The organism is Streptomyces araujoniae, from assembly GCF_050871195.1.
Lineage (GTDB): Bacteria > Actinomycetota > Actinomycetes > Streptomycetales > Streptomycetaceae > Streptomyces > Streptomyces bacillaris.
Genome location: NZ_CP194070.1, coordinates 7701834 through 7725792, shown reverse-complemented (window position 1 = coordinate 7725792; position 23959 = coordinate 7701834). Strand labels below are relative to the sequence as shown.

Sequence of the window (23959 nt, the reverse complement as noted above, 5' to 3'; positions counted from 1 at the left end):
TCATGGCCCTACTGCTCGCCACCGGCCTTGCCGTGGCCTTCGCTCCGGCGATCTCCGCGGCCCCCGCGAAGGCCGCCGCAAGCCTGTGCGACACGGCGCGCAACTGGCAGGCGGGCACCTGGTACACGGCAGGCACCGTCGTCCGCTTCAACGGCAGCTATTACATCGCCGAGCACGACAACCCGGGCTACGACCCGACGATCAGCACCTGGTACTGGGACCCCTACAGCTGCGGCGGCGGTGGCAACCCGCCGACCACCGGCTTCCCGGTCAGCGAGGCCCAGTTCAACCAGATGTTCCCGGGCCGGAACTCCTTCTACACCTACAGCGGCCTGGTCTCCGCCCTGAGCGCGTACCCGGCGTTCGCCAACACGGGCAGCACCGAGGTCAAGCGCCGTGAGGCGGCGGCCTTCCTGGCCAACGTCAGCCACGAGACCGGCGGCCTCGTCCACATCGTCGAGCAGAACACCGCCAACTACCCCCACTACTGCGACTGGAGCCGGCCGTACGGCTGCCCGGCAGGCCAGGCCGCGTACTACGGCAAGGGCCCGATCCAGCTGAGCTGGAACTTCAACTACAAGGCCGCCGGTGACGCGCTCGGCATCGACCTGCTGAACAACCCCTGGCTCGTCCAGAACAACGCGTCCGTCTCCTGGAAGACCGCCCTCTGGTACTGGAACACCCAGAACGGCCCGGGGTGGATGACCGCGCACAACGCGATCGTCAACAACCAGGGCTTCGGCCACACGATCCGCGCGATCAACGGCAGCATCGAGTGCAACGGCGGGAACCCCGCCCAGGTGCAGAGCCGCATCAACAAGTTCCAGCAGTTCACCCAGATCCTGGGCACCACACCGGGATCCAACCTGAGCTGCTGACAACCCCTCCGGACGGTCGCGGGCCGGGGAGAGGATCCCCGGCCTGCGATGCCCGCCCACCGCCCGGGTGGGCGGGTCGGCCGTCCGGTCAGTTGTTCAGCCAGAGCGAGAGGTTCAGCGCCGCCGCGTAGCCGACCCAGAGCAGGTAGGGCACGAGCAGCAGGGCGGCACGGCGGTCCACCCGGGCGGCGAGCAGAGCCGTGGTGAGGACCGCGGCCAGGAGCAGGGCGATGTCGAGGAAAGCGGCTCCGTACTGTTCGGCGGCGAAGAACAGGGGCGTCCACAGCGCGTTCAGCGCCAGTTGTACGCCCCAGGCGACGAGCGCCGGACGGCGGCCGGGGGCGGGGCGGCGCGCCACGAGCCAGCCCGCCACCGCGATCGTCCCGTAGAGCACGGTCCACACCGGACCGAACAGCCATCCGGGCGGCGCCCAGGCCGGTCGGTCGAGCGCGGCGTAGGTGGAGCCCGCATCGCCGGAGGCGGCCGCGCCGACACCGGCGACGGCGTAGCAGAGGATCAGCATCAGCAGCAGGACCGGCCAGGTCCTGGAGCGGGCGGGTGCCGCTCCGGCCGTGGATGTCGACGGTGTCGACGGCACTGGGTGACTCCTGTGGGGTCGGGTCGGCGCACCGGACCGGCGCTCCGTGGGGCCACAGGTACCCCGGCCCGGCTCCTTCAGCCGTCAGCGGCCCGCAGAGCACCGGATGAGCGCAATCGGGGGCGCGACGACGGCCGCGGCCGATGTCCCCGCCCCCGTCCGCTAGGCGTCCCGACGACGGCGGCGGGCCCGTTCGAACTCGGTGACGTCGGACATCCAGGGGCCGTACGGATCGAGGGCGGCGCACCCGCCACGGGCGAAGGCGCCCACCACCGTCCGGTAGCCCGCCATCCCGTCGACCAGGCCGTACTCGACGCGGTACTCCGGATCGGCGCCGCCCCGTCCCGCGCGCACCGTGGTGACCCGGGCGACGGAGTCCGCGTAGAAGTGGAGCTGGATCCCTTCGCCCAGGGCCTCGTCCTCGATGGTGAACACCTCGTTGTCCGGGCCGGAGCGCTCTGCGACGAACTCCCAGAAGTCGGCGGTGGCGGGGCGGGGGCCGGTCACGGACCACTTCTTCTCGCCGCCCTTGTCGTCGGTGAACGACAGGGCCGTCTTCCTGCCGCTCCCCACGGAGGCGCCGGTGCCGGTGCCCGGCTCCTCGTCCTCTTCCACGGGTGCCTCGCGGGCGCGCCGGGCGGCCTCCGAGCAGATCAGGAAGCTCACGGTACGCAGCGCCTCGTCGGCCAGTCCGGGGTACGCGCGGCGCACGGCCGCGCCGACCGCCGCCTCCATCCGCTGCCAGTCCCGCTTGTCCGTGGCCCGCTTCCCCTTGCGCGGATCGCGGCCGATCCGCATCCCGGCCCCCGCCCGTTCGGCGGTGGCGATCACCGCCGTCACCTCGGGCAGCAACGCGGGATCGACGGCGTCGGGCAGCCGTCGCGGGACGGTCGCTCCGTGCAGGTACTGGCCCGTGTACTTCAGGAGCGCCGCGTCGAGCGGAGCGAGTACGGTTCCGCGCTCGGCACGCCGCCGGTCGGCGTGGTACGTCTGTGCCCGTCGCGCGTCCGCCGTCTCGGTGGCGGTCTTCATGGCCGCGCAGACCTCACCGCGTTCGAGCAGGGAGATGCCGGCCCCGTGGGCGACGAGCCGGCTCCTGTCCCACGGAATGCGCCGGAAGAGCGCGTCCACGTCCGCGGGCCCGGCGAGGAGGACGGGGTCCAGGAGGGCGACGGCCGCGTCCTCGTCGAGGGCGCCCCGGGTCCCCGCGGCGTCGCACAGCGGGAGGACCGCGCTCCACAGCAGCAGATGCCTGGCCAGGTCCCGCTCGATCACCGCGCGGTGGGGCTCGCCGATCGGGAACGTGAACGTACGCGGCTCGTGGTTGGCGTCGGCCCCGGCGCCCAGCATGAGTTTCAGCTCACCGTCCTCACGGACCACGGTCGGGATCCAGCCGCTGTTGCGCGTGAACACGATGTCTCTGGGCATCGCACGAGAGTAGCCGCTGCCCTCCCCCGGCCCGTCGGCCCCTGGTGCCCGGAGATCGCGCACACGCCGTCCGTGACATCCGCCGGGCGCGTACGCGGACGGGTCGGCGCATCATGGGGACATGCCATCGGAGCGCAGCGGCCCGGAGCGGACGGACGACGGGCGGTACGTCGTCGTGCGGGGGCGGCGCTGGCGGGCCACGGACCCGGACATCCCGGAGGCCGACGCCGCCGCCCTGCGCTCCCACCTGATGGCCGCGCGCCGGGCCGTGAAGGAGGCGGGCCGCGCAGCGGACGACGCCGCGCTCCGCCGGGCGCGCGAGCGGGTGCAGCAGGCCAAGGTGGCCCTCGGGGAACGGGGCACCCCTTGGTGGGAGCAGTCCCCCGCCGAGCGGTCGCGGCGGTGGCGCGACGGGCTCGCCCGGCTGGACCGCCTGCACGAGGACTGAGGACGCGGGGCGGGAGGACGCGGGCCGACGAGGCGGGGCCCAGCCGGGACGACGGCTCGGGGCACCTGCCGACCGGATCGGCCGTCTCCATTCGCCATCAGCCATCAGCCATCAGCCATCGGCTGCGGCTGCGGCTGCGGCTGCGGCTGCGGCTGCGGCTGCGGCTGCGGCTGCGGCTGCGGCTGCGGCTGCGGCTGCGGCTGCGGCTGCGGCTGCGGCTGCGGCTGCGGCTGCGGAGAACCCCCTCACGTCCGGTCCGGCCGCGTCGACCTCGCGGCGTCCGCGAGCCCCGGCCCGGCCCGGACCACCGCCGGACCACCGCCGGATCGGCGTCCCGTCGTCCCGGGACGGGCCCGTCCCCGCAGGTCAGAGACCCGGGAATCCCGACATCTCCGAAGCAACCGGGACAAGGTTGCCAGGCCTGACACACCGCCACAGACTCTGAATCCCCGGCCCGTCGGCGCAGTCGCCGTACGGCCGGAGGCGGGGCGTGTCCACCGCCGGACCGCACGTCCGGCGGCACCGGCACCGCGTCCGCGGACGTCCGGTGCGTCCGAGCACGCCCGCCACCCATCACAGGACCCAGGATCCGGAGAGAGAACATGAAGAAGTCGCTGCACCGACTCGCCGTGGGCGGTGCCCTCGTGGCGCAGGCCCTCGTGCTGACGCTGGGAGCCCCCGTACCGGCCGGCGCCGAGCCGGCCGCCAAGAGTCCGGCCACCGTCACCACCGCCGCGGCCACGCCCGACGCGCGCTTCGCCAGTCACGTCACGGTCAAGCCCGGCTGGGAGCTGGCGCGCGTCAGGGCGTACGCCCGGGGTGACTCCGAGATCGTGGGAGAGATCAAGCCCGGCCAGTCGTGGCCCTGCTCCGGGGGCTGCGGGACCGTGGCGGGGGGCCACGTGACCGCCTGCGGGACCTCCAGCGACCGCTGGTACGCCATCAGTTACTACGGCTACGTCCGGTACGTCTCCGCCACCTGCGGCACGGTCGTCTGACCGGCCCGCACCGCTGCCGGTGAGCGCCCTTCCCACGATCAGGGCCTCACCGGCAGCGCTCGGGGGAGCCGGACGGGTCAGCCCCGGGCGACGGCGATCGCGCCCGAGAGCCGCTCCCCCGCCTCGTAGATCATGTACGGCACCCCGCCGTCGGTGCCGAACGACGGGGCCGCCGCCCGGCCGTTCTCCGGGGCCGCCGTGCCGGAGTTGTAGAAGACGCCGAGGTGGTTGCGGCGGGTGAAGTCCATACCCACCTCGGTGATCTTGATGTCTCCGCCGCTGCCCTTGTCGGTGTGGTAGACGACGTACGCGCTGCCGCCCCGGGTCAGCAGGTGCGGACCGCTGACGTTCACCGCTCCGACCGCCGCGTGGTCGATGAGCGGCTGCTGGGCGAAGCTCCAGTTCCGGCCGTCCGCGGACCAGCCCCAGCCGATGTCACGGTGGTTGTTCGCCTGGTTCCACATGAAGAGCATCACGTACTTCGCGCCGCGTGCGGGCAGGTCGTGGCGGAAGACCCGGGCGTAGGAGGCCTCGCGGGAGCCCGTGGGCAGCATGGCCGTGGTGAGGACCGTCTTGTCGTAGGTGAAGGTGATGCCGTCCTTGGAGCGGGCGAGGCGGGTGGTGTTGTTCTCGCCGTGGAAGTAGAGCCACATCTCGCGGGCGTCGGCGTTCCACAGGACGTGCGGCGAGGAGACGTGGCTGACGTTGTAGTGCGGCGCCCAGTCCTTGCGGACGATCGGGTTGGCCCTGTACTCGGTGAAGGGGCCCTCCAGCGAGTTGCCGTAGGCGAGGCAGATGCCGCCGGGGGCGTCGTGCGGCGCGTAGTAGAGGTAGTAGCGGCCCAGCGGGTTGCTCAGCCGGTCGTACACCCCGCGGATGCAGGGGAAGATGATCTCGCCGGTGGGGTTGTACGAGAGCTGGCCCGGCTTCAGCAGGGTGCGGACGTAGCGGTAGTTCGGGAAGCCCGCGGGGGCGGCGGCTGCCGGGGCGGCGCCCTGGGCCCCGACGGCGAGGAGGGCACCACCGGCGGTGGCGGTGCGCAGGAAGAGGCGGCGGTCGAGCGTCATGGCGTTACGGCTCCTTCGTGCGGGTGGACGGGTGTCGGTGTTCTCGTGCGGTCCGAGCGGGGGCGGGTGGTCCGAGCGGGGGCGGGTGGTCGTCCGGTCGGCGCCGGACGGGTTCTCGTACGGTCAGAGCTGGGTGGCGGCCGTGACGATCAGGCCGCCCAGCGCGACGCACCACACGTACGGCAGGGTGCGCAGCATGACCTGTTGCGGGCTGACGCCGGAGTACTGCGCCGCCCACACCGTCTGGGTGCTGGTCGGGTCGCTGACCCCGAAGACCTGGTTGTACGAGGCGGTGAGGCCCAGCACCGCGACGGCCGGGTAGATGCCGGCGGCGATGAGGACCCCGGCGATCCCGGCGCCGAGGCCGTAGACGTTGAGCGGGCCCCGGTAGAGGCAGAGCGGGACGAGCAGGGTGAAGACGATGACGAAGACCACCGGGTTGCCCGGTGCCACGGCCTTCACCAGCGGGTCCAGCGCCGCAACGGCACCGGGGAGCTTCACCGCGGCGAGCAGGACGCCGATGGCGACGAAGAGCGCGATGGGCGGGGCGGCGACCTCGAACCCGCCGTAGAGGGTGCGCAGCAGCCGCTTGTTGAGCATGCCGGGCCGGGTGGTGGTCACCAGGGCCCAGAGCACGCCGGCGAGCATGGAGGGGATGATCGGGAGTTCGAAGCCGAGCGCGAGGACCAGCGGTACGGCCGGGGCGAGCAGCGCGTACCAGGGCGCGTCGCCCATCCGCAGGGCACGGCTCCGGCGCCGCTCCCCCGGGCTCTTCGGGCTGTCGTCGCCGGAGCGTTCGGCGGCGGACGCCAGGGACCAGGCGTGTTCGACGCCCTTGCGGCGGGTCTCCACGAGGACGAAGAGGACGGCGAAGAAGGCGGCGAAGGGGAACAGCCTCATCATGAAGCTCTTCACCGTGTCGACGGGCAGTTCCAGGGCGGTGGAGAAGAACTGCCAGACGGGGAGTTCGAAGGGGAGCCCGGCGGCGATGCCCATGAGGATGGTGCCGGCGGCGGTGGTCTTCGGTACGCCGACGGCGATCATGGCGGGGATGCCGATGATGCCCGCCATCATCGCGGCGGGGGCGGAGCCGGTGACGGTGCCGATGAGGGCGGAGACGGCGAGGACGCCGAGGGCGACGACGGTCGGGCGGTCGCCGCCGAACTCGACGATCTTGCGGACGAGGGTGCCGGCGATGCCGGTCTCCTCCATCAGCTTGCCGAGCCAGGAGCCGATGAGCACCGCGAGCATGGTGGCGGCGAGCATCGGCGCGCCCTGCTGGAGCACCGTGTCGAGAACGCTGTTCTCTCCGGTGAGCGGTGCTCCGGCGACCAGCGCGATGGCGACGGCGAGGAGCACGAGGGCGAAGGCGGTGGGCAGCTTGCGGGTGAGCATGAGCCCGACGCCGGCGAGCATGAGCAGCAGGATGACGATTCCCATGGCGGGTCTCAGTCCTCTCCGAGGGCCTGGACCGCGCCCATGAGCGCGGCGGTGAGCAGGAGCGGGGAGCGGCCCAGGCCGCAGACGGCCCCCGCGTAGGCGTGGGCGGCGAGTTCGTCGGCTCCGGCGACATGGCCGGGGACGCGGAGCCGGCCGAGCCGCAGGGCGGTGTGGCCGAGCCGGTCGCGGAGCGCCCGTCGGGTGCGGGGGTCGTGGTGGAGCAGGCCGTGGGCGTGCTCGTGGGCGAGGGCGGCGGCCCGGAGCGACCCCGTGGGGTAGCGGTCCCGCCAGCCGAGTACGTCCACCAGCTGTTCGCCGAGGGCGAGGGTGTCGGTGAAGAGTTCGACGGTGGGCTCGGGGCGGGAGGTGTAGCGGGCGAGCAGCAGCCGGTCGAGGCCGCCGGTGGTCTCGACGACCCGCGCCGGGTGCGGGACTTCGGCCGCCGGGGGCGTGGACGCCGCCAGTTCCCGGCCGAACTCCGTCGCCGTGCGGGCCCAGTGGCGCAGCAGTGCCGGGTCCCGGGTCTCGTGGGTCGGCGTGCCCGCGAGCAGCCGTACGCCGAACTCGGTGTCGTCCAGGTCCGCCAGCCGTGCGCAGTCGGCGCGCAGGGCATCGCGGCGGGCGGGGGTGAGAGCGGCGAACGCGGCGGCCGTACCGGGGTGCCGGCGCGGCGGGCCCGCCGTACCGGCTCTCCCGGCGCGGGAGCGGGTGGCCGCGGGCGACGGTGCCGGAGGTGTGCGGGGGCTCATGTGCGCGCCTCCACGACCGCGACCACCGGTTCGTCCGCCGCACGTGAGCGCAGTTCGCCGCGGGCCAGGGCGAGCAGGGGGCCCGCCTCCAGGATGCCGGAGAGGTCGGCGATCCGGGTGCCGAGGAGCAGCCGGAGCGCGGGGGCGCGGACGCCGCCGTCGCCGTACGAGGTGGCGTCGCGCACCAGGTCGGCGAGGAGTTCGGGGGCCTGGCCGACCGTGGTGGTGGCGACCGTGGCGTCGGCGGCGTGCAGCCGCACCACGCCGTCGGCGTCGAGCACCCGTACGGGGTGGCGGGTGCGGCGGAAGCGGCGGTGGTGGTCGGAGCCGTAGACCGTGTGCGTGGGGGTGGCGGCGAGGATCCGCACGGCGGAGGGGTCGGCCTTGAGGCTGGCCGCCGCCGCTTCGAGCCGTTCGGCGTCGTCGGTGCGGCGGGCCCGGTCCTGGGTGCGCAGTTCGGTGGCGCCGGTGGCGACGGCCCGTACGGTGTTGGTCCGGGGGTCGACGGTGACCTCGACCTCCACGGCGGCGGGCGCGGCTCCCTGGGCGACGACGGCGGCCTCGGCCTCGTTGCGTACGCCGAGGATCTGCTCCTGGGTGGCGCCCGGGATGATCCGCTCGACCTGTTCGCGCACGAGCGCGAGGGCGACCCCGATCGGGCTGATGACCTCGCTGTTCCGCGCGATCCGGCCGGGCAGTCCGGTGTCGGCCGCCAGGTGCGGGGTGACCGAGGCGGCGCCTCCCCCGCCGCCGACGAGGACGGCGGTGTCGCGGTCGAGGCGGTAGTCGCGGATCATCGCCTCGGTGACGTCCTTGACCTGCTTCACCCCGGCGTCGAGGAGCTGGGTGGCGGCCCCGGCCACGTCGGTGCCGAGCGCGTCGGCCAGCGGCTGGAGCGCGGCGCGCGCCGCTTCGGGGTCGCAGGCGGCGAAGTCGCCCTCCGGGACCCGGCCGAGCGCGTTCGCCGCGCAGGTCATGGTGAGGGCGAACCGGCCGCCGGCCGCGTCCAGTACGGCGTAGTCGTCGGGGTCGCCGTCCAGCGGCCGTACGGTGACGAGCCGGGCGCCCGCCAGGTCGGCCGGGTCGGCGTAACAGGCGTACGGCAGGCCCGCGATGTGGGCGCTGCGCGGTCCGACGGCGTGCACCTTGCCGCCGGAGATCCGGGCCATGGAGCCGCCGCCGACGCCGACGGTGCGGACGTCGAGGGCGGAGAGGTAGGAGGAGCGGCCGAGGATCGTGGCGTGCCGGACGGCGACCTTGCCGCGCCGGACGACGCTGATGTCCGTGGAGGTGCCGCCGGTCTCCAGGAACACCCCCTCGCTGACCCGCTCCCGCATCAGAGCCCCGGCGACTCCGGCCGCCGGGCCGGACAGGACGGTGAGCAGGGGGCGTCCGCGCATCTCGTCCAGGGACATGACGCCGCCGTCGCAGCGCATCACCATCAGCGGCGCGGTCACCCCGGCGGCGGCGATGGAGCGGTCCACCAGGTCGGCGGTGGCGAGCATCTTCGGCAGGATCGCCGCGTTGACCACGGCGGTCCGGGTGCGCTTGCGGAGCCCGTACAGCGAGGTGATCCTGTGGGCGGCGGTCATCGGGAGCCCGTGTCCGCGTGCGGCGTCGAGGACGGCCTCCTCGCCGTCGGGTACGTCGACGCTGAACGGTTCGCTGGCGACGAGCACATGGGCCCCGGCGGCGGTGAGCCGGTCGACAGCCGCGTGGACGGCGGCAATGTCGTCGGGGTCGTCGACGTGGGCGTAGTGGAGCGGGAGCCTCTTGCCGGGGGTGAGTTCGAGGTTCGCCAGGGCGGCGAGGCGCTTGGTGGGGAGCGCCCCGGGGCCGGTGCCGATGCCGATCAGGCCCACGGGGGCGACGTCGCCCTCCAGCAGGGCGTTGGTGGCCTGGGTGGTGCCGTGGGCCAGGAAGGCCACGTCCTCGGGGGCGCTGCCGACGTCCTTGAGCAGCCGGTCGAGCGCCTCGACGATGCCGTGGGCGACCCCGTCCTCGTGGTGGTGGCTGGTGGGGACCTTCACCTGGGCGACGAGTTCGAGGGTGGCGGAGTCGACGGCCACGGCGTCGGTGAAGGTTCCGCCGACGTCGATGCCGACGCGTATGCGCTGCGGTCGGGGCGGGTCGTGCTGTTCCTCGGTCATGCTGGTGACACCTCCTTGTGTCGGGTGGACCGGACTGCGGTACGGGGACGGTCAGTAGCCCCGGACGTCGGGCCAGTGGCGCTGGACGCCGGCCCGGTCGAGCACGCGGGTGAACTCCTCCAGCCGCTTGTCCTCCTCCTGCACCTGGTGCGGGCGAACGCCCTCCTCCAGGCAGTGGGCGGCGAGCGCCCCGGCGGCCTCGCCGATGTTCCACTCGACGGGGTGGAGGCGGTAGCAGCCGTTGGTGATGTGGGTGGTGCCGATGTTCTTGCCGGCGGGCAGCAGGTTGCGCACCCGGCGGGGCAGGAGGGCCCCGAGGGGGATCTCGAAGGGCACGGAGCCGATGTCGATGTAGTTGTCGCCGCCGGTGGAGGGGTGCAGGTCGATGCGGTAGCCGCCGACGCCGACGGAGTCGCGGTGCCGGGTGCCTCCGTACGGTCCGACGAGGTCGATGGCCACGTCGTGCTCGGTGACGGTGGTGACGGCCTTGATGCGGCGGGACTCGCGGACGTACGGGGCCTTGGCGAGGCCGTCGGCGGTGCCGGTGACGTCGGGGCGGAGCCGCAGGCCGGGGAAGCCGGTACCGCCGTCGGTGCGGGGGGCCTCGGTCTGGAGCCAGTACAGGACGGAGAGCGAGAGCTGGCGGGCCTCGGCCACCGCCGCGCGGCCGGTCTCCTCGCCCGCGCCGATGAGGGGCTTGAGCCAGTAGTCGTTGAGCGGCCAGTTGACGAGGGTGATGTCGGAGTCGAACGCGCCGGGGCGGTGCAGCTTGCGGGCGAGGATGCGGCGGAAGCCCCACAGCTCCTTGTCGCCCGCGTCGGCGCTCTGGTCGGCGTTGACGGCGAGCGGGTCGACGTCGGGGTTGGGTTCGAAGGTGCGGGTGACGGCCGCGAGGGAGCGGGGGTCGGGGGCGGTGAAGCTCAGGAGGGGGCCGGGCCAGAAGTCGGGGCGGTAGGAGCGCCAGAAGGCGTAGTCGTCGGGGCGGTCGATGGTGTGGTTCTCGCCCTGGTGGTGGGAGAGGGCGAAGCAGACGGTGATGCCCTGCTGGTTGAGGGGGTCGGCGGTCTCGGGGGCGTGCGGCTCGTCGTGCTCGGAGCGGGCCTCGGCGCCCAGCGCGTGTTCCACGTCGGCCAGCTCCAGCAGTTCGCCGGTCTCGGTGGCGTCGATGACGTAGGGGGCGGCGACGGTGTGGCGGGCGCCGTCGCGTACGTCCTCGAAGGTGACCGCGCGGACGGAGTCCCCCTCGGTGTCGGCGGCGACGGGGCGGGTGTGGGTGAGGACGGTGAGCCGTCCGGCGGCGATGTGCGGGGCGAGCATCGCCTCCAGCACGGCGAGGGCGACGCGCGGTTCGTGGCAGAGCTTGCTGACGCGGCCCGCGCCCGGGTTGAGCAGCGGGAGGTCCAGGGCTTCGGCGCGCATCGGGTACCACTGCCGGTAGTGGGCGCGGATCGACTCGCGCAGGGTCCGGTAGGTGTCGGTGACGCCGAACTGCTCGACCCAGGGGTGCTCGTCCGGCGGGACGGCCTGCGAGGTGAGCTGGCCGCCGATCCAGTCGGTCTCCTCGGTGAGGACGACGGTGCGGCCCGCCCGGCAGGCGGCGAGCGCGGCGGCGACGCCGCCCGTACCACCGCCCGCGATGAGCACGTCGGTCTCGTGGGGGGCGCCGATGGGGGTGGGCATACGGTGCTGACTCCTTGCGCTGGGTGTTCGGGGCGTGGGCGGTACGGGGTGGAGCGTGGGGCGGTACGGGGTGGGGCGCGGGTCTCAGCCCGTCCGGCCCGGCGGTGGGCCCGCCGTGGTACCGGGGCGGAACGCGCACGCCACCAGGGGCTCGGTGTGCTCCCGGCCGGAGAGCTGGGCGATGAGCAGCCGGACGGCGGCCGCGCCGAGGTCGGCCCGGGGGATGTCGAAGCCGGTCGGCGGACGGGCGGCGGCCAGGTCGGCGGGGGGTGAGCCGAGGAGCGCCAGCGACACGTCGTCCGGCGCGGCGAGCCCGGCGGCGGCGACGGCCGTGTGCAGGGCCCGCCAGGCGGCACCGGTGTCGGTCTCCTCGGCGACGAACGCGGTGACGCCCTCGGCCAGCCGGTCGCGCACCCAGGCGGCGGTGATGTGCTGCTCGGCGTGTGCGGTGCGCACGACGGCGGCGGGGCCGTCGGCGGCGTGCGCGGCGAGCGCGGTGCGGAAGCCGTGCTCGCGGTCGGTGGAGGCCGGCGCCTCGTCGTCCTCGCGGACGAGCACGATCCGCCGGTGGCCCAGGGACGCCAGGTGGCGGACGACCTCGGCGCTGGCCGCGACGTAGTCGGCGCCGACCCAGGCGAGTCCCTCCAACGCGTCGCGGCGGCCGATGTGCACGGCGGGGTAGCCGTCCGCGACGAGCCGGCGCAGCTGGTCGTCCGGGACGTGGCGGCCGAGGAAGAGGCAGCCGTCGGCGAGCCGGACCCGGTTCAGCGCCCCGGGGTCCCCCGCCTGGGCCCCGCCGGGGCTGGACCCGGTGAAGAGGACCAGGTCGAAGCCCTGGGCGGCGGCCTCCTGCTCGACGCCGACGAGGATCGGGTAGTACGAGTGCTCGACGGCGGTCGGGAAGGTGGCGGTGAAGCTGAAGACGCCGAGGAGGTTGTTCCGGGCGGCGGCGAGACGGCGGGCCGCCGGGTCGGGCACGTAACCGAGTTCGCGGGCGGCCGTGAGCACCCGGGCCCGGGTCTCCTCGTGCAGGGCGATGCCCTGCTTGTTGCCGCCGAGCACCAGCGACACCGTCGTCTGCGACACCCCGGCGAGCCGGGCCACCTCGGCCTGGCGCGGTCGCCCGCGCCGCTGCCGGGAAGGTCCCTTTTCAGCCATGCTCTACTCCCTCGACTAATGCGCATTAGCCTCGGCCTGCGTGTGGATGCACGGGTGCTAATGCGGATTAGCCAGCACCTTGCCGCCGGTCGGGCGAGGGGGTCAAGAGGGGTGGAACGACTAATAATCGACTAATAATCGGCGCCTGGAAGGAGCGAGGACGGCGGGCAGGCCGACGGTGGCGGCCGGGGCCCCCGGGTCGGGACCGTCCCGGGGCGCCGGCCCGAGCCCCGCACCGGACGCCCGCCCTGACCTGGGCCGTCGCCCCGAGGACCCTCCGCCGCCGCCGTCCGGGAACTTGACGGATCAGCGGGCTCCGCGTTGACCCCCGCGCGACGTGATCGGCAGGATCACCGGTATGGCGAACTCCATCATCGAAAAGTCCCCGCTGTTCGAACTCCGTGCCGACAAACGAGTTTCCGCGTCTCCGGAAAAGGTCTACGCGGTCGTCAGCGACCTTCCACGCCAGGCCGAATGGAGCCCGGAGTGCCGGGGCGGCGAGTGGATTTCGGGAGAGCCTTCCGCCGTCGGCTCGATCTTCCGCGGGGAGAATCTGCGCAGCGAGGACGTGGTCTCCTGGGCTCCGCTGATCCGCGGCACCTGGTACACCGAGGCACGGATCGTCGCGGCCGAGCCGGGCCGGACCTTCCAGTGGGTGATGCTCACGCACGCCCAGGAGGACCAGGAGAGCCTGTGGGGCTTCGACGTCGCGGCCGACGGGGACGGCACGGTCCTCACCCACCATTTCCGCATGGGCAAGGCGACCGCCGGAATTCATAAGATCGTCAAGGACATGGACGAGCAGGAACGCGCCCAGTTCGTCACCGACTGGACCGCCAAGCTCGCACAGGATCTGGACGAGACCCTCGACCGGATCAAGGTCGTCATCGAAAAGCAGTGATTTCCGTTCACCCGCTCCACCTCCCTCGCCGCGTTCTTCTGCGCGGCCGGTCGACCGTGCGATAAATCCTGTTCCGCGAATGGCGCGGAACAGGACAGCGGGTTTCCGTTCCCCCTCCATGAAGGAAACGACGGAAGGCACCCGGGCACGCTGTCCGACAACCGCCGCGTCACCGCCGCTGCCGGCGTGCCCGGACGCGCCCCGGCACGCCCCTCCGACACAGGAGTTCCACAGACATGAAGACCCGACGGTCCGCTTCCGGACGGTGGATCCAGGACTGGGAGCCGGAGAACGAGGAGTTCTGGGAGCTCTCCGGCAAGAAGATCGCCCGTCGCAATCTGGTCATGTCCGTCCTGTCCGAGCACATCGGCTTCTCCGTGTGGAGCCTGTGGTCGGTGCTCGTCCTGTTCATGTCGCCCGAGATCGGTCTGGGCTTCGCCCCGGACGAGAAGTTCCTGCTGGTGGTCATCCCCACCCTGGTCGGCGCGGCGCTGCGGCTGCCGTACAGCTATGCCGTGACCCGCTTCGGGGGCCGCAACTGGACGGTGTTCGCCTCCGTCGCGCTCCTGGTGCCGACGGTGCTGGCGTTCATCTTCATCCAGCGCCCGGGCACGCCGCTCTGGGTGTTCCTGCTGATCGGTGCCACCGCGGGTGTCGGAGGAGCCAACTTCGCCTCCTCGATGACCAACATCACGATCTTCTACCCGCAGCGGCACCAGGGCTGGGCCCTCGGCGTGAACGCGGGCGGCGGCAACCTCGGCGTCGCCGTGATCCAGATCCTCGGTCTGCTGGTCATCGCCACGGCCGGGAACACCCATCCGTCGTACGTGATCGCCGTCTACCTGCCGCTCATCGTGATCGTGTCGGTGCTGTCGGCCCTGCGGATGGACAACGTCGAGGCCGTGCGCGCGGAGCCGGGCGCCCTGCGCGAGGCCGCCGCCAGCCGTCACACCTGGTGGATCTCCGTCCTCTACATCGGCACCTTCGGCTCGTTCATCGGGTACGGCTTCGCCTTCGGTCTCGTGCTCCAGAGCGAGTTCGGCTCCACTCCGCTGGAGGCCGCCTCCGTCACCTTCCTCGGTCCGCTCCTCGGCTCCCTGGCCCGCCCGTTCGGCGGGAAGGTGGCCGACCGGTGGGGCGGGGCCCGTACCACCGTGTGGACCTTCGCCGGGCTGGCCGCGGGCACCTGTGTGCTGCTGCTCGCGTCCCGGGCCGGGTCGTTCGCCCTGTTCGTCGCCGGGTTCACCCTCCTCTTCGTGCTCAGCGGCTTCGGCAACGGCTCGACGTACAAGATGATCCCGGCCGTCTTCGCCCGGGAGGCGGAGGAGGCCATCACCTCCGGCGCGGGCGCTCCCCAGGCCTTCGCGCGGGCACGGCGGGTCTCGGGTGCGGTCATCGGGATCGCCGGGGCCGTCGGGGCGCTCGGCGGCGTCGCGGTGAACCTCGCCTTCCGGTCCTCGTACCAGGGCGGGGGCGGCGGCGACATGGCGTTCCTCTGCTTCCTCGGCTTCTACGCGCTGTGCATGCTGATCCTGCTGCGGGTCTATCTGCGGAGCGGGAGCACCGAGCAGAGCGCCCCCAGCCCGGCCCGGCCCCGGACCTCCCATGTCCGGTGACCGGGCGCGGGGCCCCGAAGCCCCCGTCACCACCACCCGCACGCACTGCGTCTACTGCGCCCTCCAGTGCGGGACCCTGCTGCACCGCAGCGGTACGGACGTCGAGGTGGAGCCGTCCCCCGACTTCCCCGTCAACCGGGGCGGCCTGTGCCAGAAGGGGTGGACGGCCCCCGCCCTGCTCAACACCCCCGACCGGCTGCGCACCCCCCTGGTGCGCGGGGCCGACGGCCAACTCGCCCCGGCGAGCTGGGACGACGCCCTGGATCTGGTCGCCGAGCGGCTGGGGCGGGTGCGCGAGACGTACGGCCCCGACGGCGTCGGCGTGTTCGGCGGCGGCGGGCTGACCAACGAGAAGGCTTACGCGCTGGGCAAGTTCGCCCGGATCGCGCTCGGCACCAGCCAGATCGACTACAACGGCCGCTTCTGCATGTCCTCGGCGGCGGCCGCCGGCAACGCGGCCTTCGGACTGGACCGGGGGCTGCCGTTCCCCGTCACGGATCTCGGTGAGGCCGACGTGGTCATGCTGGCCGGGGCCAACCCGGCCGAGACCATGCCCCCGCTGATGCGCCATCTGGTCCGCCCCCGGCTGATCGTCATCGATCCCCGCCGCACCCGGACCGCCGAGCAGGCGGCGCTGCACCTCCAGCCCGCGCCCGGCACCGATCTCGCCCTGGCGCTCGGCCTGTTCCACATCGCGGTGGCCGGGAAGCACCTGGACGAGGAGTACCTCGACACCCGCACCACGGGGTTCGAGGAAGCCTGGCGGTGCGCCCTGCCCTGGTGGCCCGAGCGGGTCGAGCAGGTGACCGGCGTCCCGGTCGAGGACCAGGAGCGGGCCGTACGGATGCTGGCCGGGGCGGACCGGCGCTACCTCCTCAGCGGGCGCGGGGTGGAGCAGCACAGCAAGGGGACCGACACCACCGCCGCCTTCATCAACCTGGCCCTCGCCCTGGGCATGCCCGGCCGGGAGGGCAGCGGTTACGGCTGCCTCACCGGCCAGGGCAACGGCCAGGGCGGGCGGGAGCACGGGCAGAAGGCCGACCAGCTGCCCGGCTACCGCATGATCACCGACCCGGCGGCCCGCGCCCATGTCGCCGGGGTGTGGGGGGTCGCCCCGGACACACTGCCCGGCCCCGGCCGCAGCGCGTACGAGCTCCTCGACGCCCTGGGCACCCCGGACGGGCCCCGGGCCCTGCTGGTCTTCGGCTCCAATCCGGTGGTCTCGGCCCCCAACGCCGGGCACATAGCGCGCCGGCTTGCCTCGCTGGACCTGCTGGTGGTGGCCGACATGGTGCCCTCCGAGACCACCGAACTCGCCGATGTGGTCCTGCCCGTCGCCCAGTGGGCCGAGGAGGAGGGGACCATGACGAGCCTGGAGGGACGGGTGCTGCGCCGCCGGGCGGCCCTCACCCCGCCCCCCGGCGTACGGACCGATCTGGAGGTGCTGCACGGGCTGGCGGTCCGGCTGGGGCAGCCCGCCGAGCGGTTCCCCACCGCGCCGCGCCCCGTCTTCGACGAGCTGCGCCGGGCCTCCAGCGGGGGCCGGGCCGACTACGCGGGCATCAGCTACGAACGGCTGGACGCCGGTGAGGCGCTGTACTGGCCCTGCCCCCGGAGCGACGAGGGGGACCACCCGGGCACGCCCCGGCTCTTCCTCGACCGGTTCGCGCACGCGGACGGGCGGGCCCGGCTGGCCGCCGTGGAGCACCGGGACGCGGCCGAACTCCCCGACGCCGACTACCCGTTGCACGCCACCACCGGGAGGGTGCTGGCCCAGTACCAGTCGGGGGCCCAGACCCGCCGGGTGCCCGCGCTCCTGGCCGCCGCACCGGAGGCGCACGTCGAGATCCACCCCGGCACGGCCGCCCGCTTCGGGCTGGCCGAGGGCGGTCTCGCCAAGGTGACCTCCGCGCACGGCTCCACGATCGCCCGGGTGCGGCTGGCACGGACCCTGCGCACGGACACCGTCTTCCTGCCGTTCCACTTCCCGGGCGCCGGGCGGGCCAACCTGCTGACCGGAGCCGCCCTGGACCCGACCAGCCGGATGCCCGAGTACAAGGTGTGCGCCGTACGGATCGAGCCCTGGCGGGAGCTGACGGCATGAGCCCCGCGATCACCGTCGTCGGTTACGGCCCCGCCGCGCACCGCCTGGTCCAGCGGCTGCACCACCACGGTCACCGCGGGCCCGTCACCGTGTTCGGCGCCGAGCCGCGACCGGCGTACAACCGGGCGCAGTTGCTCTCCGTGCTCGACGGGACGCTGCCCTCCGGGGCGCTGGCGCTCGGGCCGCTGCCACTGGGCGCCGAGGTCCGGACGGGCTGCCGGATCACGGCGGTGGACCCGGGCCGCCGTCTCCTGCGGGACAGTGACGGGGGCGTCCATCCCTACGAGGTCCTGGTGCTGGCCACCGGGTCCCGGCCGGTCCTGCCGCCGCTCTCCGGTGCCGGGGACCGGCGTCTTCCCGACATCCGGGTCCCGCACACGCTCCCGGGGGCCGCACCGGTGGGCCGGGGGCCGGTCGTGGTGGTCGGCGGCGGGCTGCGGGGCACGGAGACCGCGTACGCGCTGGGCCGCGCCGGACACGACGTCACCCTCGTCCACCCGGGCGCCCGCCCGATGCACCGGCTGCTCGACGACCGGGCGGGGTCCCTGGTGACGGGCCTGCTCGGGGAGGCCGGGGTGGCCGTGGAGACCGGCCGGCGGGCCGTCGCCGTGGAGACCGGCAAGATCGTCCTGGACGACGGGCGGCTGCTGGCCGCCGGGACCCTGCTGCTCTGCACCGGCGCCGAGCCCGACACGGTCCTCGCCCGCACCGCCCGGCTGGCCGTCGGTCACGGCATCGTCGTGGACGACCGGCTCCGCACCAGCGATCCGCACATCCACGCCCTGGGCGACTGCGTCGAGGCCCCCGGCCGGCACGCCACCCTCGCCTCCGCGTGGGACCAGGCCGACGCCCTGGCCCGGACGCTCAGCGGCGGGGACGGACGCCACGAGCCCGCCCGGCAGGTCGTCGTGCGGCCCCGGCTGCCCGCACTGGCCGCGCTGGGCCCGCTCCAGGCGCTCGACGACCCGGGCGACGACGAGCAGGTCGTGCTGTCCGACCCGGCCGGCGGCCGCTACGGGCGCCTCGTGCTGCGTGAGGGCCGGGTGCGCGCCGGGGTGCTGGTGGGCCTGCCCCGCGCCGTCGCCACCGTCGGCCGGCTCCACGCCGAGGACCGCCCGGCGCCCCCGGACCGGCTCGCCCTGCTGCTGGGCAACGACGAGGAGTACGCGAACTCCGCCGAACTCCCGGACACGGCCGTGGTATGCCAGTGCAACAACGTCACCAGGAAGGACCTCCACGAGGCCTGCCGGCAGGGCGCCCGCGACCTCCCCGCCGTCGCCGCCGCGACCCGTGCCACCACCGGGTGCGGCAGCTGCACGGCGTTGGTGAACCGGATCTGCGCATCCGTCGCCGCGTCATGAGCCGCCCGGTCACCGGCCGCCCGGCCCTGTCCGCCACGCCCGCCCCGCCACTCCTGTCCGTCGTGAAGGGAGCCTGACGCATGACACGCGTTCTGGTCGTCGTCGGCCATGGAATGGCCGGGAACCGGCTGATCGAGGAGGTCCGGGCCGGTGACCCGGCGGGCCGGTGGCGGATCGTCGTCGCGGCGGAGGAGCCGCGCCCCGCCTACGACCGCATCTCGCTGTCCTCGTACCTGGACGGGAAGACCGCCGCGGACCTCGACATCACGACTCCGACGCTGCGCGCCGATCCACTGGTGGACCTGCGGCTGGACACACGGGTGACCGGTCTCGACCGGGACGCCCGGACGGTGACCTGTGCCGACGGGACGCTCCTGCCGTACGACGCGCTGGTCCTGGCCACCGGCTCCCGCCCGTTCGTGCCACCGGTACCGGGCAAGGAGCTGACCGGCTGCTTCACCTACCGCACGGTCGAGGACCTGGACGCCCTCCGCGCAGCCGTGCGCCCCGGGGAACCGGCCGTCGTCATCGGCGGCGGGCTGCTGGGGCTGGAGGCGGCGCGGGTGCTGCGGCTGCTCGGCGGGGTGCCGCACGTGGTCGAGATGGCGCCGCATCTGATGCCCCTCCAGGTCGACGAGGGCGGTGGGCGGGTGCTCGCCCGGCTGGTGGGTGAGCTGGGGGTGGACGTGCACTGCGGGAACGGTCTCGCCTCGGTCGACGCGGGCCCGGACGGCCGGGTGGGGTCGGTGACCCTGACGGACGGGACGGTACTGCCGGCCTCCACCGTCGTGTTCGCCGCCGGGGTGCGCCCCCGCGACGAACTGGCCGGGCCCGCCGGGCTGGAGCGCGGCACGCGCGGCGGATTCCTGGTGGACGAGCGGTGCCGTACGGCCGACGAGCGCGTCTGGGCCGTGGGCGAGTGCGCGGCGGTGCTCGGCACCTGCTACGGCCTGGCCGCGCCCGGCTACCGGATGGCGGAGACGGTCGCGCGCCGGCTGCTGGGCTCCGCCTCGGCCGTCTTCCCGGGTGCGGACACCTCGACGAAGCTGAAGCTCCTGGGCGTGGACGTGGCCGGCTTCGGGGACGTCCACGCCCGGACCGAGGGGGCCATGGAGTTCGTCCGCGAGGACCGTGCCGCCGGGACGTACGGCAAGCTGGTCCTCGCCCGAGACGGCCGGACCCTGCTCGGCGGGGTCCTCGCCGGGGACGCCGGAGGCTACGCCGTGCTCCGCACGCTCCTCGGCCGCGAACTCACCGCCCCGCCGGAACTCCTGCTGGCCGGAGGGGAGAGCCTGTGAGGGCGCGACGGTCCCCCGCCGACCGGAGCCGCTCCTCCGTCCCGGCGGAAACCCGGATGCGGGTGGCGGAGGTCTGCCTCTAGGCTGCCGCCGCCTGACACCGGCAGCGGGAGCCACCGCGGCCGGACGGGCCGGATCGGCCGTCAGGGGATCGGAGACGTACGGGGTATGACCAGTCAGCTGTTCGCGATCTGCTTCCGCTCGCCCCGGCCGTCGGAGGCGGCCCGCTTCTGGTCGGAGGTACTGGGCCGGCAGCCCGCCGGGGGGCCGGGCGGGGACGTGGTGCTCCCGCCGCCCGACGGCGCCGGGTTCCGGATCCGTTTCCTGCCCGGTCAGGAGCCGAAGACCGGCGAGAACCGGGCGCACTTCGACCTGACGAGCACGTCCCCGGAGGACCAGCGGGCGACGGTCGCCCGGGCACTGGAGCACGGCGGGCGCCACATCGACGTGGGGCAGACCCCCGACGAGGGCCATGTGGTCCTCGCGGACCCGGACGGCAACGAGTTCTGCGTCATCGAGCCGGGCAACGAGTTCCTCGCCGGCACCGGGTTCATCGGTGCGCTGGCCTGCGACGGTACGCGGAAGGTCGGCTACTTCTGGAGCCGGGCCCTGGAGTGGCCGCTCGTCTGGGACCAGGACGAGGAGACCGCGGTCCAGTCGCCGGACGGCGGTACGAAGATCACCTGGGGCGGTCCGCCGGTGGCGCCGAAGACGGGGGTGAACAGGCTCTTCCTCGAACTGGCTCCTGCCGACGGCATCGGCCTGGAGGCGGAGTGCGAGCGGCTCGTCGGCCTCGGCGCGACGCGCCCCGGCGACGGCGCGGGCGACGGGGGTGTGCTGATGCTCGACCCCGACACACCTGACTACCAGTTCTGAGGATACCTGCACGTCAGCGCCGACGACAGAGCCCCGCCCGGCAGTTGCCGAACGGGGCGTTTTGCTGTCTGTGCGGGGCGCTACGGGGCGCGTAGCTCGCCCCCGGGTGTCGGACCCGCGCCGAGGCTTCACCGCGTGGTCAGGGCACGCGTACAGGGTCGCCCCGGGGCCGCTGGCGCTCTGAATCCAGCGGACCGGAACCGGGGCGCGGGTGTTGGTCTTGCACTCTATGCAGAGCGCCACGTGTCCGGCGAGGACTTCCGGGAACAGTTCGTCGGCGGTCATGCTGCCACCCGCTCACGGCGCACGATCGAACCGAGCGGCATGGTCGGGTGGTCGTAGTCCACGCCGATCCGGGCGAAGGCTGCCGCGTAGCTTCGTTCCCGTTGCGGGGAGGGCAGGCACTGCGTGTGTTCGTCGCGGAAGATTTCGCGCACCTCCCGCACTGACGGTGCTGTCCACGGGCGGGACCAAGGCGACGCGGGGGCGGGGGCCGGTACAGCCACAGCAGACGGTCCGACCGGAACCGGTCTAGCGGTAGGTCTTCCTCCCCGACTACTTCACCCGACTCGGGGTCCACGATTTCACGGACGGGCCGGTCCATTCCGAGTACCGCCCGTGCGGGCAGTGCGAGACCGTCCGAAGCGGTCATGAGGCACGCCACGCACAGCGGGCGCAGATACTTCGCAGCGTCAGGGTTCGACTCACCCCGCGCGATCAACTCGCGGCGCGAAAAAGGGTGATGGTCCGCGACGTTCGCCAGCTGACCGCAGAGCACGCACCACGGGTTCGCGTACAGGTACGCCCGCCGGACTCGCTGCCACCGGGTTGTGTAGACGGCTCCACCACGCGACGCCCGGTCCACGTTCGCTTCCCTGGTGTGCTCCGGGCAGCGACCACCACGGGGGGTCAGCTCGGGGCACCCGGGGACAGAGCACGGGGGGCGGGGCTTACGAGGCACGGGGGGGCGTAGAGCTTTGGATGGTTATTTCTGTTTCGTCCATATCGCCCAGACCTTCGAAGTTTAGGCCCCTGAACAGCCACGATCAGTTAAATAGATGTTTTGTCCATAGCCGAGAGGGGAGCACTACGCCCTCCGTGCGCCCCCCTAGCTTCAAGCGCGATATCGGGCACTGAGTGGCTACGGTCTGCGTAGCGCTCGCCTGTGTCGGCGAGTCCGAGCAGGCTCCAACTCAGGGGAGAGAGAAGTGGCTTCAAAGGCGACACGGCCCGCGTTCGAGCTTCGATGCGGTGGAATCCGCCTGACCGTCCAGCGCGTTCCTGGATGGCTAGTCGCAACCCTCGCCACGGCCACAGGGAGTGTGCTCGCGGCGTGGCTCACGTCGCGGTGACATGTAGAGGGAGCATGCGCGGCCAGAGCGGCGGTGTCCCTCGTGCGCCCCTCGTGCCCCCGTGCCCCGATCGATGCGTTGTCCCTTCGAGTTACGTTCCTAGGGAGATCACTCACTGAACAGAGGAAGTCATGTCGAAACGGGAGCAAGCGCCACAGGTCGATGTGCGATTCGGAGGGATGCGCCTCACCATTCAGCGCGTCCCCGGGTGGCTCGTGGCAGCTCTCGCCACGGCCACGGGAAGCGGGCTCGCCACGTGGCTCACGGCGCGGTGACCCCGAACTCCGTTGCAGTCGTGAGCTGGTGGCACGAGTGGCACAGAACTTGGACGTTCGAGTCCACGTATTCGCCACCGAGGGCGAGGGGCCGCACGTGGTCCACGTCCACCCCGTCCGCGGGGAAGTCGCCCAAGCACCAGTCGCGCCAGGCCGAGCCCCGTTCCTGCACTCGCCGGCGGAGCCGTGCCGCGCCGTCCCTACGGTTCGCCCGTCGTCGTCCCCGTGCCCGCCGAGAGCGGACGTTCGGGCGGCCCTCGTACGCCCCATGGTGAGCCTTGCAGCGGCCCCGATGGGTGGCGGGCTCGGTGCAGTCGATACAGCGCATGTGCGTCCCCCTGATAGTGAGCGTTGTTGTGCCCGCCCCCGGACTCGAACCGGGGAACTCTGCGGATCGCGTACGGATCTCCCCGGAACGGGGGCCGGTACCGCGCACCTCTAGCCGTTGGGTCAGCGGGCTTGATCGTCGTCCTGGCGCTCATGGGCGAACGTCGGGACGACAGGGGGACCGCACGGTCTTGCAACCCCGTTCAGCGCCCGCGAGGGGCGGTTACTGGTGGGCGGTGCGGTCCCCGCGCTCTGCCTCACGACCACTGCGGCCACCCCGTGAGGGTGCGTGTTGCACGGGCAGAGCTGATGAGAGAGCGCCGGTACTCGGACCGCCGGTTTCCCCCTCGGGGTGGGTGCGCGGTATTCCGCGCTCTCTCCTGCCCCAGTAGTAGGGACCGAAGGTGGTGCGCGCCTTGCCCGCTGCGTGCGGTAGGCGGTCGCCCCGTTCTTCGATCTCTTCCTGGTGCTCCACCTGTAGGGACCGAAGGTGGTGTGAGCGCCGGAAGGTGTTGAGGGTGACAACGGAAACCCCGGTTTCTCTTTCTCTTAGGTTTTTCTTGGCTACCTCAAAAAGTGTCGAAGTTCGACACCCTCAACACCTTTCGCCTCGCTGTTGGGCCGCTCGGCCCGAGGGGCAGCCGGCGAGGGCCCCGCACGCCCGAGGGCGGGCAGCAGAAAGCCCCGGCGGGTCCACGGGGACCTACCGGGGCACGGTGGGGGAACGCTACGGGGCGGGGGCGGTCACACCTTGCTCGTCCACCCCTTCGCGGGGGGGGCCGCTCTCCCGCAGCGTCGGCGTACGTGATCACGTCGGCGACCCGTTCCGCGGTCTCGTTCTCTCCGCGGTTGTCCAGCTCGACCGAGAGCACGCCGAGGGCGGGAACGGTGTCTTCTGTGATCTCCCCGGTTGCGTACAGGCGAGAGACCACCCCGCCGTCGCGGTGGTCCCGCAGGATCTCGCGTACGTCGGCGTCCGACAGCTCATCCACGGGACCACCCCGGGACCGGCTCGCGCTCGCCCGTCCGCTCGGCGTACCCGAGCACCTTCCCCACACGGTCCGCGTCATCGAACCGCCCCGCGTCGGTCAGTTCGATGATGAGCGCGCCGAGGTCTGCCGTTGTGTCCTGGTCAACCGTGCCCGTGTCGTAGAGGCGGCCCACGGCTCCGCGCCGGTCAACGTGCGGGGCGAGGATCGCGCGTACGTCGTCGTCTGTCAGTAAGTCCATGGGGCCGAGCCTAGGAACCGTCGCG

At 73.1% G+C, this 23959-nt stretch carries 20 protein-coding genes; 9 read left to right on the top strand and 11 right to left on the bottom strand.

Annotation, left to right across the window (positions count from 1 at the left end):
* The first annotated feature begins 2 nt into the window (after positions 1–2).
* A complete protein-coding gene (locus ACQ9ZG_RS32450) occupies positions 3–878 on the top strand; it encodes a glycoside hydrolase family 19 protein (RefSeq protein WP_028417820.1) in 876 nt (291 codons plus the stop codon).
* 88 nt (positions 879–966) lie between these two features.
* Here ACQ9ZG_RS32450 and ACQ9ZG_RS32445 read toward each other — a convergent pair whose 3' ends face one another.
* Entirely contained in the window at positions 967–1476 is a 510-nt protein-coding gene (locus tag ACQ9ZG_RS32445; protein WP_028417821.1) for a TspO/MBR family protein, read from the bottom strand.
* A 162-nt stretch (positions 1477–1638) separates the two neighbouring features.
* A complete protein-coding gene (locus ACQ9ZG_RS32440) occupies positions 1639–2904 on the bottom strand; it encodes a DUF6357 family protein (protein ID WP_109915658.1) in 1266 nt (421 codons plus the stop codon).
* A gap of 121 nt (positions 2905–3025) precedes the next feature.
* Here ACQ9ZG_RS32440 and ACQ9ZG_RS32435 point away from each other — a divergent pair, with 121 nt between their 5' ends.
* Positions 3026–3352 (top strand): hypothetical protein, encoded by a 327-nt coding sequence (locus ACQ9ZG_RS32435; RefSeq protein ID WP_499281529.1) that lies wholly within the window; start codon positions 3026–3028, stop codon positions 3350–3352.
* 602 nt (positions 3353–3954) lie between these two features.
* Positions 3955–4350 carry a hypothetical protein gene (locus ACQ9ZG_RS32430; protein WP_109917049.1) on the top strand — a complete coding sequence of 132 codons (396 nt, stop codon included), beginning with the start codon at positions 3955–3957 and terminating at the stop codon, positions 4348–4350.
* Between the two features lie 77 nt (positions 4351–4427).
* Here ACQ9ZG_RS32430 and ACQ9ZG_RS32425 read toward each other — a convergent pair whose 3' ends face one another.
* From ACQ9ZG_RS32425 to ACQ9ZG_RS32400, 6 genes are all read right to left on the bottom strand, one after another.
* Entirely contained in the window at positions 4428–5417 is a 990-nt protein-coding gene (locus ACQ9ZG_RS32425) for a glycoside hydrolase family protein (protein WP_084990395.1), read from the bottom strand.
* A gap of 123 nt (positions 5418–5540) precedes the next feature.
* Entirely contained in the window at positions 5541–6857 is a 1317-nt protein-coding gene (locus ACQ9ZG_RS32420; protein WP_028417826.1) for a TRAP transporter large permease subunit, read from the bottom strand.
* A gap of 8 nt (positions 6858–6865) precedes the next feature.
* Positions 6866–7606, bottom strand: a complete 741-nt coding sequence (locus ACQ9ZG_RS32415) for a hypothetical protein (protein WP_499281528.1) — start codon at positions 7604–7606, stop codon at positions 6866–6868.
* Positions 7603–9756 carry a hydantoinase/oxoprolinase family protein gene (locus ACQ9ZG_RS32410; RefSeq protein WP_109916255.1) on the bottom strand — a complete coding sequence of 718 codons (2154 nt, stop codon included), beginning with the start codon at positions 9754–9756 and terminating at the stop codon, positions 7603–7605. The genes ACQ9ZG_RS32415 and ACQ9ZG_RS32410 overlap by 4 nt, the downstream gene beginning before the upstream one ends.
* Positions 9757–9807: 51 nt before the next feature.
* Positions 9808–11436: an FAD-dependent oxidoreductase gene (locus ACQ9ZG_RS32405; RefSeq protein WP_084990397.1), complete on the bottom strand. Its 1629-nt coding sequence runs from the start codon at positions 11434–11436 to the stop codon at positions 9808–9810.
* Between the two features lie 84 nt (positions 11437–11520).
* The gene (locus tag ACQ9ZG_RS32400) at positions 11521–12594 is read right to left on the bottom strand and encodes a LacI family DNA-binding transcriptional regulator (protein WP_499281527.1); all 1074 of its coding nucleotides are present in this window, start codon (positions 12592–12594) and stop codon (positions 11521–11523) included.
* A 358-nt stretch (positions 12595–12952) separates the two neighbouring features.
* Here ACQ9ZG_RS32400 and ACQ9ZG_RS32395 point away from each other — a divergent pair, with 358 nt between their 5' ends.
* From ACQ9ZG_RS32395 to ACQ9ZG_RS32370, 6 genes are all read left to right on the top strand, one after another.
* Positions 12953–13495: an SRPBCC family protein gene (locus ACQ9ZG_RS32395; RefSeq protein WP_028417831.1), complete on the top strand. Its 543-nt coding sequence runs from the start codon at positions 12953–12955 to the stop codon at positions 13493–13495.
* 236 nt (positions 13496–13731) lie between these two features.
* On the top strand, positions 13732–15111 hold the full coding sequence (locus ACQ9ZG_RS32390) for a nitrate/nitrite transporter (RefSeq protein ID WP_028417832.1): 1380 nt from the start codon (positions 13732–13734) through the stop codon (positions 15109–15111).
* The gene (locus ACQ9ZG_RS32385) at positions 15101–17215 is read left to right on the top strand and encodes a molybdopterin oxidoreductase family protein (RefSeq protein ID WP_109915726.1); all 2115 of its coding nucleotides are present in this window, start codon (positions 15101–15103) and stop codon (positions 17213–17215) included. The genes ACQ9ZG_RS32390 and ACQ9ZG_RS32385 overlap by 11 nt, the downstream gene beginning before the upstream one ends.
* A complete protein-coding gene (locus ACQ9ZG_RS32380) occupies positions 17212–18576 on the top strand; it encodes an FAD-dependent oxidoreductase (protein WP_499281526.1) in 1365 nt (454 codons plus the stop codon). Before ACQ9ZG_RS32385 ends, ACQ9ZG_RS32380 begins: the two co-directional genes overlap by 4 nt.
* Before the next feature lie 80 nt (positions 18577–18656).
* Positions 18657–19874: an NAD(P)/FAD-dependent oxidoreductase gene (locus tag ACQ9ZG_RS32375; protein WP_109915309.1), complete on the top strand. Its 1218-nt coding sequence runs from the start codon at positions 18657–18659 to the stop codon at positions 19872–19874.
* Between the two features lie 168 nt (positions 19875–20042).
* Complete coding sequence (locus ACQ9ZG_RS32370) at positions 20043–20750, top strand: VOC family protein (protein ID WP_109915308.1); 708 nt, start codon at positions 20043–20045, stop codon at positions 20748–20750.
* A 281-nt stretch (positions 20751–21031) separates the two neighbouring features.
* Here the strand turns inward: ACQ9ZG_RS32370 and ACQ9ZG_RS32365 are convergent, their stop codons facing one another.
* The 3 genes from ACQ9ZG_RS32365 to ACQ9ZG_RS32355 all read right to left on the bottom strand — a co-directional run bounded on the left by ACQ9ZG_RS32365 (position 21032) and on the right by ACQ9ZG_RS32355 (position 23934).
* Positions 21032–21187 (bottom strand): hypothetical protein, encoded by a 156-nt coding sequence (locus tag ACQ9ZG_RS32365; RefSeq protein ID WP_258312148.1) that lies wholly within the window; start codon positions 21185–21187, stop codon positions 21032–21034.
* Between the two features lie 1176 nt (positions 21188–22363).
* Entirely contained in the window at positions 22364–22705 is a 342-nt protein-coding gene (locus ACQ9ZG_RS32360) for an HNH endonuclease (RefSeq protein ID WP_109915307.1), read from the bottom strand.
* Positions 22706–23688: 983 nt separating this feature from the next.
* Complete coding sequence (locus ACQ9ZG_RS32355; protein WP_109915306.1) at positions 23689–23934, bottom strand: hypothetical protein; 246 nt, start codon at positions 23932–23934, stop codon at positions 23689–23691.
* Positions 23935–23959 lie beyond the last annotated feature (25 nt).